The 14,603-nt window shown below is 72.5% G+C and carries 9 protein-coding genes and 1 pseudogene; 9 read left to right on the top strand and 1 reads right to left on the bottom strand.

Features of this window, described 5'->3' with window-relative positions:
• The first annotated feature begins 180 nt into the window (after positions 1-180).
• Positions 181-2,094, top strand: coding sequence for an ABC transporter ATP-binding protein (locus GA0070623_RS13020; protein ID WP_067302018.1), 1,914 nt, complete (start codon positions 181-183; stop codon positions 2,092-2,094).
• A pseudogene (locus tag GA0070623_RS13015) lies at positions 2,091-3,611 on the top strand (ATP-binding cassette domain-containing protein); the annotation flags it as partial. The gene GA0070623_RS13020 and the pseudogene GA0070623_RS13015, both read left to right, overlap by 4 nt.
• 385 nt (positions 3,612-3,996) lie before the next feature.
• Here GA0070623_RS13015 and GA0070623_RS13010 read toward each other — a convergent pair.
• A complete protein-coding gene (locus GA0070623_RS13010) occupies positions 3,997-4,890 on the bottom strand; it encodes a glycosyltransferase family 2 protein (protein ID WP_157746971.1) in 894 nt (297 codons plus the stop codon).
• 281 nt (positions 4,891-5,171) lie between these two features.
• Here GA0070623_RS13010 and GA0070623_RS13005 point away from each other — a divergent pair, with 281 nt between their 5' ends.
• The 7 genes from GA0070623_RS13005 to GA0070623_RS12975 all read left to right on the top strand — a co-directional run bounded on the left by GA0070623_RS13005 (position 5,172) and on the right by GA0070623_RS12975 (position 14,520).
• Positions 5,172-6,617 (top strand): AMP-binding protein, encoded by a 1,446-nt coding sequence (locus tag GA0070623_RS13005; RefSeq protein WP_157746970.1) that lies wholly within the window; start codon positions 5,172-5,174, stop codon positions 6,615-6,617.
• 163 nt (positions 6,618-6,780) lie between these two features.
• Positions 6,781-8,067, top strand: coding sequence for an ABC transporter substrate-binding protein (locus GA0070623_RS13000; protein ID WP_067302031.1), 1,287 nt, complete (start codon positions 6,781-6,783; stop codon positions 8,065-8,067).
• Positions 8,068-8,125: 58 nt separating this feature from the next.
• Positions 8,126-9,040 (top strand): carbohydrate ABC transporter permease, encoded by a 915-nt coding sequence (locus GA0070623_RS12995; protein WP_157746969.1) that lies wholly within the window; start codon positions 8,126-8,128, stop codon positions 9,038-9,040.
• Positions 9,033-9,983: a carbohydrate ABC transporter permease gene (locus tag GA0070623_RS12990; protein ID WP_067302038.1), complete on the top strand. Its 951-nt coding sequence runs from the start codon at positions 9,033-9,035 to the stop codon at positions 9,981-9,983. Before GA0070623_RS12995 ends, GA0070623_RS12990 begins: the two co-directional genes overlap by 8 nt.
• A gap of 174 nt (positions 9,984-10,157) precedes the next feature.
• A complete protein-coding gene (locus GA0070623_RS12985) occupies positions 10,158-10,688 on the top strand; it encodes a phosphopantetheine-binding protein (protein WP_089004026.1) in 531 nt (176 codons plus the stop codon).
• Complete coding sequence (locus GA0070623_RS12980; RefSeq protein WP_067302044.1) at positions 10,685-11,857, top strand: serine hydrolase domain-containing protein; 1,173 nt, start codon at positions 10,685-10,687, stop codon at positions 11,855-11,857. The genes GA0070623_RS12985 and GA0070623_RS12980 overlap by 4 nt, the downstream gene beginning before the upstream one ends.
• Positions 11,858-11,913: 56 nt before the next feature.
• Positions 11,914-14,520, top strand: a complete 2,607-nt coding sequence (locus GA0070623_RS12975) for an alpha-L-rhamnosidase (RefSeq protein WP_084261042.1) — start codon at positions 11,914-11,916, stop codon at positions 14,518-14,520.
• Positions 14,521-14,603: the final 83 nt, after the last annotated feature.

The following is a 14,603-nucleotide window of genomic DNA, read 5'->3' as shown; positions in this document are numbered from 1 at the left end:
CCCGCCGGCCATCGACGCCCGTCTCGCTGGCGGGACGCGCCGCCGCCTCTTCCCCGGACCCGGCGGAGCGCGCCGCTGCGGTAGTGTCCCGCGTGGACAGTGGGCCGGCCGGGACACCGCCGCCGGGTGCCGCCGATCCGATCACCGCACGACGATCCACACCGGATTTCTGGAGGACGGGTGCCGACAGCCGACCAGGTGGCGCGCGGCGACGAGGGGGCACGCCCGCCGTGGCGGGGATGGGGTCGGCGGGCCCGGCGACGCGCCGAGGCCGGCCGTCAGCTGGTGCACCTCAGCCGGTACGCCGGCCGCCCGCTGGTCGCCACGCTGCTGTCGGTGCACGTCGTCGCGGGGTTGATGCCGATGACGTTCGGCATCGGTGTCGGTCTGGCCCTGAGTAGTCTGGCCGGCGACCCGGACCGGTCGGCCGCGGCCGGCTGGCTGGCCGTCGCCCTCGTCGCCTTCGTCGTCCAGCAACTGCTGGCACCGCTGCAACGTGCCCTGTCGCAGGTGGTCTCGCGCCGGATCGACAGCTACTGCATCGCCCGGTACACCGAGGACGCCGCGATCCGGGCGTCGCTGCCGACCCTGGAACGCGCCGACGTGGCCGACCTGTTGAACCACGCGGAGGAGGAGTTCGACACCTGGATCCTGACGCCCGGTGGAGCGACCGAGGGCGCCCTGGCGCTCGTCGCGCGGTACGCCCAGCTGGTCAGCGCGGTCACCGTCGCGGCCGTCACCGCAGGTTGGCCGGTGGCGGTGGCCGCGGCGACGGTGGCCCTGGTCGTCCGCCGGGGCCACTCGATCGCCTTCCACCGCTGGGGTGCGCTGATCGTCAGCTTCGAGCCGGTCCGGCGACGGCTGACCTACCTGCGCGAACTCGCGACCACCACGCGGGCGGCGAAGGAGATCCGTACCCTCGGGCTGCTCGACTGGCTGGACCAACGCTACGAGGACGCGTCGCGCGACTACCTGGACCCGCTCTGGTCCTGGCGTCGGCGGGTCTACGGGGTGCCGTTCCTGGTGTACGCCGGCCTGGGGCTGATCGCGACGCTGGCGGCGTTCCTCCTGCTGGCCGGTTCCGTCGGCGCGGCCGGCGACGCCCCGGTGGCCGAGGTGGCCATCGGCGTGCAGGCGGTCGCCATCTGCGTCCGCTTCGGCCAGATGTTCCCCGAGTCGGACATGAAGATGGTGCACGGCCGCGCGGCCTGGGAGGCCATCCTCGCCTTCGAGCGGCTCTGCCGGGAGGACACCGACGACGACGGCACCGGGCGGAACCGCGTCGTCACCACGCCCCAGCGGCTGATCGCCCTGGAACAGGTGACCTTCGGCTACCAGCCGGACCGGCCGGTGCTGCGCGGGCTGGACCTCCGGCTGCCGGTCGGCACCTCGACCGCGCTGGTCGGGGTGAACGGCGCGGGGAAGACCACGCTGGTCAAGCTGCTGGCCGGTCTCTACCAGCCGGCTGGGGGCTCGGTCACCGTCGACGGGGTGGACCTGCGCCGGTTGGACCCCGAGGCCTGGCAGCGGACGTTCGCGGTGGTGTTCCAGGACTTCGTGCGCTACGAGGCCACCCTCCGGGAGAACGTGGCGATGGGCTCGGTGGAGCACCGTGACGACGACGAGGGCGTCACCGCCGAGCTGCGCCGGGTCGGGCTCGGGTACCTCCTCGACGAGCTGCCGCTGGGCCTGGAGACGCCGCTGACCCGGGCGCTGCCCGGCGGGCAGGACCTCTCCGGCGGGCAGTGGCAGCGGGTGGCGCTCGCCCGGGCGCTGTTCGCCGTCCGGCACGGCGCGAGCGTGCTCGTCCTCGACGAGCCGACCGCCCAGCTCGACGCGCGGGGGGAGGCGGAGTTCTACGACACCTTCCTCGACCTCACCCGGGGGGTGACCAGCCTGGTCATCTCGCACCGCTTCTCGTCGGTGCGGCAGGCGGACCGGATCGTGGTGCTCGCCGACGGGCGTATCGAAGAGGCCGGCAGCCACGACGAGCTGATCGCCAGCGGTGGCCGGTACGCGGGGATGTTCGCCGTGCAGGCCCGTCGGTTCGCCGACGGTGCCGCGACGTCGACACCGTTGGGGGGACCGGCATGAACAACACCTGGTTCGGGCTCCGGTGGCTGCTGCGGCTGGCGTGGCGGCTCGACCGACGGCGGTTCGTCATCGGGATGGGGCTGCTCCTGCCCGGCGCACTGGCCACCCCGGCGGTGGCCCTCGCGCTCAAGAAGCTCGTCGACGCGGTCGTCGTCGACGCTCCCGGCGAGGCGGCGGCCTGGGGCGCGGTGGCCGCCGTGGTGCTGCTGTGCGAGCTGATGCTGGGCCACTTCGCCCACCTCTACTACTTCGAGCTGGCCGAGATCACCGACCAGCGGTTGCACCGGGAGCTGCTGCGGGCCGCCAACGGGTCCGACTGGCTGGAGCTGGGCGACGATCCGTCCTTCGGCGACCGGGTCGACCTGGTACGCCAGGACGTGCAGCGGATGCGGGCCGGCATCATCGGCGGGCTGCCGATGGCGGCCCTGGCGGCGCAGCTGGCCGTCACGGCCGTGGTGCTCGGCGTCCTGTCGCCGCTGCTGTTGCTGCTGCCCGTGGTGGCGGTGCTGCCGGTGGTGTTCGGCCGGCGCGCGGAGCACCTGCTGGAGTCGGCGCGGGAGCGGACGGCACCGGTGACCCGGACGATCCGGCACTACCGCCGGCTGATGGTCGATCCCCGTTCCCAGCAGGAGATCCGGCTGATGGGCAACGCGCGGTACCTGCTCGGCAAGCAGGCCGAGCTGCTCGCCACCTACCAGCGGACGATGAACGCGGCGCAGTGGCGCAGCACCGCGTTGCGGCTGGCCGGGCAGCTCGCGTTCGCCCTGGGGTACGTCGGCTCGGTCCTCTACGTCTACCAGCTCGCCCGGCGGGGCGAGGCCACCGTCGGCGACGTCATCCTGGTGGTCACGCTGGCCACCCAGATCGCCACCCAGATGGCCGCCGGGCTGGACCTGTTCGGTGACGTCTACGCCTCGGCCAGCGGGGTGCGCCGCCTGCTCCAGCTCCGGGACGAGTCGCGGCAACGGTCGGGCGGCTCCGGCGCGACGCCGTTCGCCGTCGAGCGGATGACCGACGGCATCAGGTTCGACAACGTCAGCTTCGCCTACGCGGGCAGCGACCGGACCGCCCTGCGCGACGTCGACCTGTATCTGCCGGCGGGTACCTGTGTCGCGCTCGTGGGCGAGAACGGCGCCGGCAAGAGCACCCTCATCAAGGTGCTGACCGGCCTGTACCCACCGACGGCGGGACGGGTGCTGGTCGACGGGGTGGATCTGGCGGCGACCGAGGTGACGTCCTGGCGACGACGGACCGCCACCCTGTTCCAGGACTTCGCCCGGATCGACCTCACCCTGCAGCACAGCGTGGGCGTCGGGCACCTGCCGGACGTGGACTCCCGCGAGGCGGTCACCGCGGCGATGCACCGGGCGCGGGCGACGGCCCTGCTGGAACGGATCGGCGACACCGGGGCGCTGATCGGCAGCGGCTACGGCGACGGCACCGAGCTGTCCGGCGGGCAGTGGCAGCGGGTCGGGTTCGCCCGGGCGGTGATGCGTACCGAGCCGATGCTGTTGTCGCTGGACGAGCCGGGGCACTCCCTGGACGCCCTCGCCGAGCAGCAGGTGTGTGACGCCTACCAGGCCACCGCGCGGGAGGTCGCCGCCCGGGTCGGCGGGGTCACCCTGTTCGTGACGCACCGGATGTCGACGGTCCGCCTCGCCGACCTCATCGTCGTGCTCGACGGCGGTCGGGTGGTCGAGCGGGGCACGCACGACGAACTCGTCGCCGCCGGTGGCCGCTACGCCGAGCTGTTCCACCTGCAGTCGCGGGCGTACACGGAATGAGCGGAGCGCCGGCAGCGGGGTGAGCGGGGAGTCGGCAGCGGGGTGAGCGGGACCGCAGCAACGGTGTGCCGGCCCGGGCACGCCGACGGTGCCGGGTGCCCGGGGCCGGTTGCCGGGACTAGGACGCGGTGGTCTGACCGACCGCGCCGGACAGCCGCAGCAGCCGCTCGGCGTCCGGGTCGTCGGGCGCGGTCTGCGCGAAGCGTTCCGCGTGCCACCGCGCCTCGTGCGCGCGGTCGTTGCGGATCAGCACCTCGGCGAACTCCCGGTGGAAGTCGGGGCCGCGGTCGATCGCCCGCGGGTACCGGTCGCCGTACCGCTTCCAGACGTCGTAGGCGGCGAGCAGGATCGGATCCTGCTCGCCGGTGAGCTGCGCGGCGGCCTCGCCACCCGGCTGGCAGACCGCCCGGTACTCGGCCAGCGTCCGCGGGTTGCCCACGCTGCGGTGCCCGGCGGCCAGGAAGCGCCACATCAGCTCGGTGTCGTCGCCGACCCGGAACGTCTCGTCGAAGCGCAGCTCGCGCAGCACCCGGGAGCGGAAGACGCTGAAGCTGGGCAGGATGTACGACAGCTCGCACATCGCGTCGATGGTGTGCGGGAAGACCCAGTCCGGCTGGTCGAACAGCGGGACGGACTCCCCACCCGGGGCGTGGCACATGCCGTTGTCGAGGACCATGTCGGCCTCGGGGTGGCGCTCGAGCACGTCGACCTGGCTGGCCAGGTACTCGGGGTGCCAGATGTCGTCGCTGTCGAGCAGCGCGACGTACGGGCCGGACGAGGCGTCGAGGCCGGTGTTGCGGGCGACGGGTGGGCCGCCGTTCACCCGGCGGATGACGCGTAGCCGGCTGTCCTGCCCGAACCGCCGGGTCAGCTCGTCGGCCGTGCCGTCGGTCGAGCCGTCGTCGACGACGGTCACCTCGATGTCCCGGAGGGTCTGACCGAGGACCGACTCGACGGCCTGCGGTACCACCGAGCGTCGGTTGTACGTGGTGATGACAACTGAGGCGCGCACGCGCAACCTCGCCCCCTCCGTGTCGGTGTCCTGTCCGGACGGTCGCGGAGGACGCCTACCGCGTCTGCGCCGGTAACGCTCCGACGGTGGTGGACCATCCGCAACGTCATGATCAGCTTGATGCGGTCCGAACCTATCACACCGCATCGACCCCCGCAGATGACCGGATCGTGGGAAGGTCGGTGCGGCGGGCCGGGCCGGTGGGGCAGGCGTCCAGCGCCCGGCGGCGGCCCGTGTCGCACCGGGGACACGGCCCCGACACGGCGGGTGGGGAGGCGGCGTTGACCGAGATCCGCGACCTGTTGCTCGGGGGATCCGACGGCGACCCGGCCCTCGTCTCCGCCCGCCGGACGATCAGCTTCGGGGAACTGCGCGGACGGTTGGACCGGACCGTCGAGGCGTTGCGCACTCTCACCGGGAGTGGGGAAAAGGAGGTGATCTTCTGTTTCCTGCAGAACTCGATCGAGTTGTCGCTTGTTTATCTGGGTGCCATTTCCGCCGGTCAGGCGGTGGCGTTGTTCCCGCCCGACACACCGGTGCACCGGAAACGACTTCTCGTCGCCACCTACCGACCCGGGATGGTGTTCCAGCGGCCCGGCGATCCCGATTCCTACCTGCGGGAAAGCGGATACCGGGCGGTCGGGTCGGCGGTGCCGGGCGGGACGGGCGCGGCCTGGGTCGCCCCGGAGCCGGCCGGCGGGGTCGGGGCCGACCTGGCACTGCTGCTGTCCACCTCCGGCTCGACCGGGTCACCGAAGCTGGTGCGGATCGGCGCGGACGCCGTGCTGGCGAACGCCACCGGCATCGGCCGGGCGCTGGGCCTGTCCGCCGCGCAGCGCGCCGTGACCGGCGTGCCGCTCTGCTACAGCTACGGGCTCTCGATCCTGACCAGCCATCTCGCGGCCGGATCGGCGGTCGTGGTGACCGACCTGAGCCCGTTGAGCGTGGACTTCTGGAAACTCGTGCACCGTGCCGCCGTGACCACCGTCGGCGGAACCCCACTGGTCCACGAGACGGTGCTGGGCGGACGGGCCGACCGGTTGCCGCCGTCGGTGCGGGTGCTCACCCAGGCGGGCGGACGACTGCCGCAGCGCCTGCTCCGCGCCGCCGTCGACTGGGCCGACCGTACCGGCGGGGCGTTCCACTGCATGTACGGCCAGACCGAGGCGACCTCCCGGATCACCTGCCTCGCCGCGGACCGCCTCGCGGACAAGCCGGGCTCGGTCGGCACCCCGCTGCCCGGCGGTCGGGTGACGGTGCGGCCGACCCGCCCGGGACGGTCCGAGGGGGCGATCCGCTACACCGGACCCAACGTGATGCTCGGCTACGCCACCTGCCGCGCCGACCTGGCGCGCGGTCGGGAGGTCGACACGCTGGACACCGGTGACCTCGGCAGGCTCGACGATGATGGCTTCCTCTACGTGACGGGCCGGTCGTCGCGGTTCGCGAAGGTGCTCGACCGTCGGGTGAGCCTGGACGACGTCGAGGAGTGGTGCGGGCCGGTGGGGCAGGTCGCCGTGGTGGCCACCGCCGGCGGGACACCGATCGTCGTCTTCACCACCCGGGAGCCGGACACCCTCGCACCGGCGCGGCGGGAGATCGCCGGCACGCTCGGCGTCCCGGCGGCCATGGTGGTCGTCCGGCGGCTGGCCGCGATGCCGCGTACCGCCGCCGGAAAGCTCGACTATTCCGCGCTCGACCAGATGGTGGACGCCGGGTCCGGCTGACCATTGTCCGGATAACGACTAAGCGGCCAGGACCGTTCACCACCGTCGACTTCGGCGGCGACGACACCGGCCAATCCGATGCCATCCTGACTGACGACTTAGGGCTAGACTACCGACCCACTGTCCACGACCCTCGTCTGCCGTCCAGGATGGAGAGACACCGGTGACTGCGAACAAGAGACTCCGTATTGCAGCGCTCGCGGTCACGCTGACGGTCGGCGCCTCACTCACCGCCTGCGGCGGCGAGGCCGAATCCTCCGGTGTCACCGAGATCCGCTACTCCGCCCGGCTGACCGGCGTCGGTGACGACGCCGACGCGGCGATCGTGGAGGCCTTCAACAAGAAGTTCGAGGGCCGGTACCGCGTCACCCGGACGGCGATCGACGACGAGACGTACAAGACGAAGCAGATCACCCAGCTGACCGGGGGTGACGCGCCGGACGTCTTCTACGCGTGGGCGGGCGGCCGGGCGAAGGACGTCATCGACGCCGGCTTCGCCGCCCCGCTCGACGGCTACTACGAGCAGTACGGCTGGACCAAGCGGCTGAACGCCCTCGGCCAGACCCAGGCGACCTTCGACGGCAAGAAGTACTTCGCCCCGACGATGATGTCCTCCAGCGCCATCTGGTACCAGCCCGGCATCTTCGCCCAGAAGGGCGTCACCGTCCCGAAGACCATGCCGGAGCTGGAGGCGGCGGCGGCCAGGCTCAAGGCCGGTGGGGTGGCCCCCTTCATCCTCTCCAACAAGGAGAAGTGGGAGGCGCAGTTCTACTGGACGCAGCTCGTCGTGGCGGAGAACGGACCGGCGGTCTACAACGACCTGGTCGCCGGCAAGGGTAGGTGGACCGACGCGCCGTTCGTCGCGGCCTGGCAGAAGCTCGCCGACTGGAACGCGGCGGGCTACTACTACGGATCGCCGAACTCGATCGGCTACGCCGACTCGACCATCCCGTGGGTCAAGGGCGAGGGGGCGATGAACGTGCAGGGCAACTGGTACCCGAGCACCATCGCCGGGTCGGACAAGGCGGCGGCCGACAAGATGGACTACTTCGTCTTCCCCGCCGCGGTAGGTAAGCAGAGCACGCTGGAGATCTACGCCGAGAACACCCTCATGATCAACGCGAAGTCGGACCAGCGTCACCGGGACGCCGCCGCGGCCTTCGTCGACTACTACGTCGCCGCCGAGGCGCAGACGACGCTGGGCAAGGCCGGCCGGTTGTTCCCGGCCAACGTCGAGGTCGACCTGACGACGCTCGACCTGTCCAAGGTCATGCTCAAGCTCGCCGAGGCCATGAAGTCGCAGACGAGCGACAGCTTCCTGCACGTGGACCTCGCCTTCACCGCCGAGGTCGCGAACGAGTTCCTCGACGCCACCCAGGGCGTCGTCAACAAGACCGTGACGCCCGCCGAGGCGGCCAAGCGCGTGCAGGCCGTGGCCGACCGGCAGTAGCCGGCGGGACACCGGTCGACCTGGAGGCAGTGTGAACGGTCCGAGGCGCCGCGCGCCGGTGCGGCGGTCAGCGGCGCGCGGGCGTCCGGCCCGGCCGGCGCGGACGTCCCGGCAAGGCCTGCTCTACCTGGCCCTTCCCGTGATCGCGTACGTCGCCGTCATCATCCTGCCGATCGTCATGACCGCGCGGCTGAGCCTCTACAGGTCCAACGGCTTCACGCCGCCGCAGTGGGTGGGGCTCGACAACTACACCCGGATGGCGGAGGACCCCGCCTTCCGGACGGCGTTGGTGAACACCCTCGTCTGGACCGCGGTGACGATGACCGTCCCGGTGGCGGTCGGCCTCGTATACGCCGCCGTGCTGAACGCGCGGCGGCTGCGCGGCACAGGGCTGCTGCGGGCGCTGGTCTTCCTGCCGAGCACGATGAGCCTGGTGACCCTGGGCATCATGTTCTCCCTGGTCTACAACTCGTCGTTCGGCGCCCTGAACGGGGTGCTCGACGCCGTCGGCCTCGGCTTCCTGGCCCAGGACTGGCTCGGCGACCCGGACCTGGTGCTGTATTCGCTCGTCGCGGTCTTCGCCTGGCAGTTCTCGGGCCTCAGCATGGCCCTGTTCAACGCCAGCATCAGACAGATCCCGGCGGAACTCTACGAGGCGGCCCGGGTCGACGGCGCGAACGGGCTCCAGCGGTTCCGCTACGTCACGCTGCCGAGGGTCCGGCCGGTCATGGTGGTCGTCGTCGCGCTGACCGTGATCCAGTCGCTCCGGTCGTTCGACCTCGTCTACGTGATGACCAAGGGCGGGCCGGACAACGCGAGCGCCCTGCTGGGCTACTACATGTACGTCCAGACGTTCGTGAACCGTAACCAGGGCTACGGCGCCGCGATCGCCGTGGTCATCCTGCTGCTCAGCCTCACCTTCGCGATCGTGTACGTGCGCCGGGTGGCAACGCGGGAGGCGTTCGATGAGTGACCCGTCCGAGGTCGTCGACGACACCAGCCCCGCCGGGACCGAACCGGTCGACGAACTGCCGGGCGGCGAACTGCCGGGCGACAAACGGCCGGGCGGCGCACGGCCCCGGCGACGACGGCCCCGGCGACGCTACTCGGTCACCGCGTCGGTGGCCGCGGCCGTCGCGGTCCTGCTGTGGCTCTACCCCTTCTGGCTGTCGTTGCAGACGTCGCTCAAGTCGGACGCGGAGATCCGGGAGAGCCCGTTCTCGCCGGCCGTGCCACCCACCCTCGACGCGTACGTGCGCGCGTGGACGACGCTCGACATGCCGACCCTGCTGGGCAACAGCCTGGTGCTGGCGGTGGGCGGCGCGCTGATCAACGTGGTGGTCACCTTCCCGATCGCCTTCTTCATCGCCCGCCGCCTGATCCCGTTCGCCGATGCGCTCTTCGTCTTTCTCCTGGTCGGGCTGATGGTCCCGCAGCAGATGGTCGTCCTGCCGCTGTACCGGATCGCCGAGTCGCTCGGCCTGACCGGCTCGCTGGCGGGTCTCGTCCTGATCCACGGGGTGTACGGGATCCCGTTCAGCCTGCTCATCTTCCGGGGCTTCTTCGCCGGCATCCCGCGGGCACTCGACGACAGCGCCCGGTTGGACGGGTGCAGCGACTCGGGGGTGCTGCTGCGCATCCTCGCGCCGCTCAGCGGCCCGGCGCTGGCCACCGTCTTCGTGCTCCAGTTCATCAACATCTGGAACGAGTTCCTCTTCGCCGTGGTGCTGCTCAACAACTCCGACAGCTGGCCGGTCACGGTGGGCGTGCTGCCGGTGCAGCTGAGTCAGTACTTCGTGTCCTGGAACCTGCCGGCGGCGGCCCTGCTCATCGCGCAGCTCCCGACGCTCGTGCTCTACGTCGTGGCGCAGCGGTGGGTGGTGCGTGGCATGACCGCCGGGGCGATGAGCGGCTGACCGCCGCCGCAGTGCCGCACCGGCCGGTCAGCCATCGACAATCTTCCCTCCCATGGGGTGCTCCGGTATGGTCGGTGACCTGGCCGGGTGCGGCGGGGGAGACCGCCCGCGCCCTGCGGTGAGGACACCGCCCGACCATCCCGCCGAGAGTCGGCACGTCGAGATGGGGTCGCTATGCCCGCTGTGCGCAAGGACGTCGAGGCGACGCTGGTCGACCGGCCCGACGTCGACGGTGCGACAGTCATCGACTACGGCGCGCCCGGCCCGGTGCTGGCCCTGGTGCGGCCCGACGGCTTCTGCAGCGGCCCCGAGCTGCGGGACGCCTGCGCCGAGGTGCTCGAAGCGGCGGCGTCGCGGATCACCGTCGTGCTGGCCACGGAGCTGCCGGACCTGGCGGACGGCTTCCCCGACCCCGAGTCGCTGCTGGCGGAGTCGGTCTACGTCTACCGCTACGAGCCGGCCACGACCGAGACCGAGGAGCGGGTCGTCGCGCTGTGGAACCGGATCCTGGACCGGAACCGGACGGGGGTGACCGACGACTTCCTCGACCTCGGCGGTGACTCGGTGAGCGCGGTGCGGGTCGTCGCCGAGATCAGGAACGAGTTCGGTGTCGACGTCGACCTGATGCGGTTCTTCAACAATCCCTCGGTGCGGCACGTCGCGGCGCTGGTCGACGCCGGGCGGGACCGGGGAACGACCGGATGAGCCGGCGGGCGGGAGCCGCCGCCGACCTCCCCGACATCGAGGCCCACCGCGCGTCGCCGGCCGCCATGCTCGACGCCTTCGTGGCCGGGGGCCACTGCCGGAGCGGGCAGCTCGTCGTCCGGGTCGACGGCCGGCAGGTGCTCAGCCACGCGGCCGGTGAGGCCCGGCCGGGGGTGCCGATGTCCGTCGCGACCAAGGCCAGGCTGGACTGCGCGATGAAGCCGGTGGTGGCGATGGGGATCCTGGCGCTGGCCGCGCGCGGGCTGCTCTCCGTCGACGAGCCGGTGAGCCGGTACGTCCCCGAGTTCGGCTGCGGCGGCAAGGAGACGATCACGGCGCACCACCTGCTCACCCACACCGCCGGGCACTTCATGCCCCGCAACGCCTTTCCCTACATCTCGTCGCCGGCCGTGCTGAAGCAGCGGTTGTTCGCCGGGGAGATCGGCGACTGGACGCCCGGCACCGTCATCCGGTACGACAGCTGGGGCGGCTGGTGGACGCTGACCGAGATGATCGAGCGGGTGACGACCGTACCCTGGACCGACTTCCTCGCCGAGCACGTCCTGCGGCCGGCGGGCGCCGACGCGCTGGAGCTGGTCCCCGTCCCGGGGCCGGACCCGTCCCGGCTCGAACTGGCCTACTGGTCCCTCCGGTTCGGCGGGCCGGTCTGCGAGCTGACCCGGCTGAACAGCCCGCAGGCGCTCGCCTGGCCCAACCCGGCCTACGGCGGGTACGCGCCGATGGAGGCGCTGGCCGAGCTGTACTCGGTGCTGAGCGAGCCGGAACGGTGCCGGGACCTCCTCGGGTTCGACCCGTCGCCGATGACGACCACGCAGCAGCCGGCCGGGCTGACCGAGGAACCCGCCGACCGGTTCGTCACCGGGTCCGAGGAGGACGAGGACACCGACCGGTCGTTCCGGGTGGAGAACGGCATGGGGTACGGCATGTTCCTCCGGCTGGACCGGTGCAACTTCTACCGCGAGGTCTCGCCGGCCAGCTTCGGGCACCACAGCAACGCGGGGACGTGGGGCCTGTGCGACCCCCGGGCCGGCCTGGTGATCGCGCTCCGGATGAACGGCGTGCCCCGGGAGCTGATCGGCGACGGGAGCGGCTACCGCTCCACCCACGGCCACCCGGTCGTCGCCGCCGTGTACCGGGCGTTCCGCTGACCCCCGTGGCGGGGTCCGGCGGAGCCGCGCACTGAGCGAGGCGGAGGAGCCGGCAGATGGCGGACGTCCGGGTGGGCCGGGTGCGGTTCGGGCACCTCCGTACCGCGGTGGGCATCGGTGACCGCGCGCCGCGGCTGTCCTGGCGCACCGAGTCCGCGCCGGACGGCTGGCGGCAGGCCGGCTACGAGGTCGAGGTGGATGGCACGACCCACCGGGTCGCCTCGCCGGACTCGGTGGGCGTGCCGTGGCCGGCGTCGGAGCTGCGCTCCCGGGACCGCCGTACGGTGCGGGTCCGGGTGACCGGCGTGGACGGGCGGGTCTCCCCGTGGAGCGCACCGGCGACGGTGGAGGCGGGACTGCTGGAGCCGGCGGACTGGACGGCCCGGCTGGTCACCCCGCCGGACGGCCCGGCCCCCCTCGTGCGCCGGTGCTTCACCCTCGACGCGCCGGTCGCCTCGGCCCGGCTCTACGTCACCGCGCACGGCCTGTACCGGGCCGAGATCAACGGGCGGCCGGTCGGTGTGGACGCCTTCGCGCCCGGCTGGACGAGCTACCACCACCGGCTGCGCTACCAGACCTACGAGGTGACCGACCTGCTGCGGCCGGGCGGCAACGTGCTGGGGGCGCAGCTGGCGGACGGCTGGTTCCGGGGCCGGTTGACCTTCGCCACCCGTCGCCGGAACGTCTACGGTGACCGGTTGGCCCTGCTGGCGCAGCTGGAGGTCGTCCTGGCCGACGGCCGCACGGTGACCATCGGCACCGATGCCTCCTGGCGGTCGGCCACCGGACCGGTGACCTCCGCCGACCTGTACAACGGCGAACACCACGACGCCCGGCTCGAACAGCCCGGCTGGTCCGCCCCCGGTTTCGACGACCGCGGCTGGCGGCCCTGCGCGGTGCGGGACCTCGACCCGGGCATCCTGGTGGCACCCGACGGGCCACCGGTCCGCCTGATCGAGCGGGTGCCGGTCCGCGCGGTGCTGACCTCGCCGTCCGGCCGGACCCTGCTCGACTTCGGGCAGAACCTGGTGGGCACCCTGGAGATCCGGCCGAAGGGGCCGGCGGGCACGACGGTCACCCTGCGCCACGCCGAGGTGCTGGAGCACGGCGAGCTCGGCGTCCGGCCGCTGCGGACCGCCGCCGCCACCGACCGGTACACGCTGCGCGGTGACCCGGAGGGGGAACGGTGGCGACCGCGGTTCACCTTCCACGGCTTCCGGTACGCGGAGGTGACCGGCTGGCCGGGCGAGCTGCGGGCCGACGACGTGACCGCCCTCGTCCACCACTCCGACCTGGAGCGCACCGGGTGGTTCGCCTGCTCCGACCCGCTGCTGACCCGGCTGCACGGGAACGTCGTCTGGTCGATGCGCGGCAACTTCCTGGACGTCCCGACCGACTGCCCGCAGCGCGACGAGCGGCTGGGCTGGACCGGTGACATCCAGGTCTTCGCGCCGACCGCCAGCTACCTGTACGACTGCGCCGGGTTCCTGACCTCCTGGCTGAAGGACCTGGCCGCCGACCAGACGCCGGACGGCATCGTGCCGCTGTTCGTGCCCCGGGTCGACCTGGGCGGGCCGTTCGCCGAGCCGGTCGGGCACGCCGGGTGGGGCGACGCGGCGGTGCTGGTGCCGTGGGCCGTGTACCGGCACTTCGGCGACACCGGGATCCTGCGCCGCCAGTACCGGAGCATGTGCGCCTGGGTGGACGGGGTCACCGCCGCGCTCGGCGGGCGGCCGCTGTTCGACGAGCCGGAGCTGACGTACGGCGACTGGCTGGATCCCACCGCGCCGCCGGACAACCCGGCGGCGGCCGTCACCGACCCGGTCCTGGTCGGCACCGCCTACCGCGTGCACACCGCGCGGGTGCTGTCGCGGATCGCCCGGATCCTCGGCGAGGAGGCCGACGCGGTCAGGTTCGCCGCGTTGGCCGAGCGCTGCCGCCGGGCGTTCTGCGACGAGTACGTCAGCCCGAACGGTCGGGTCGTCGGCGACTCGCCGACCGGCTACGCGCTGGCCCTGGAGTTCGCGCTGCTCGACGACGACCGGCAGCGGGCGCGGGCGGCGCAACGGCTGGTCGAGGTGGTGCGCAGCCGGGGCCACCGGATCGCCACCGGTTTCCTCGGCACCCCGCTGATCTGCGACGCGCTGTGCACGGCCGGCGCGCTCGACGACGCCTACCAGCTCCTCACCCAGCGGGAGTGCCCCTCCTGGCTCTACCCGGTCACCATGGACGCCACCACCGTCTGGGAACGGTGGGACGCCATGCTGCCCGACGGAAGTGTCAACCCGGGCGAGATGACGTCCTTCAACCACTACGCGCTCGGCGCGGTCGCGGACTGGATGCACCGGGTGCTCGGCGGCCTCGCGCCCGGGGCGCCGGGGTACCGGGTCCTCACCGTCGCACCCCGCCCCGGTGGCGGCGTGGCCTGGGCCAGGACGGCGCACCTGACCCCGTACGGCCGGGCCGAGGTGTCCTGGCGGCGGGCGGACGGCCTGCTCACCGTCGACGTCACCGTGCCCGTCGGGGTCACCGCCGTGGTGGTGCTGCCCGGCGGCGATCCCGTCGAGGTCGGACCCGGCCGGCACCGGTTCAGCGCGGCCCACCGCGCGCCGGCCGACGACCCGGTCTGGCACCCGCCCCCCATCCCCACCGACTTCGACTGACGCGGGTGGTCGTCCCGCCGGCGGGACGACCACCCGGAGGTGGTGGAAGCGCTGCGGGCGGACGATAATGATCTCGGGTTTCG

Source organism: Micromonospora rifamycinica, assembly GCF_900090265.1.
Taxonomy (GTDB): Bacteria; Actinomycetota; Actinomycetes; order Mycobacteriales; family Micromonosporaceae; genus Micromonospora; species Micromonospora rifamycinica.
Note: the sequence above shows the minus strand (reverse complement) of the source record. Positions and strands in the feature narration are given on the sequence as shown.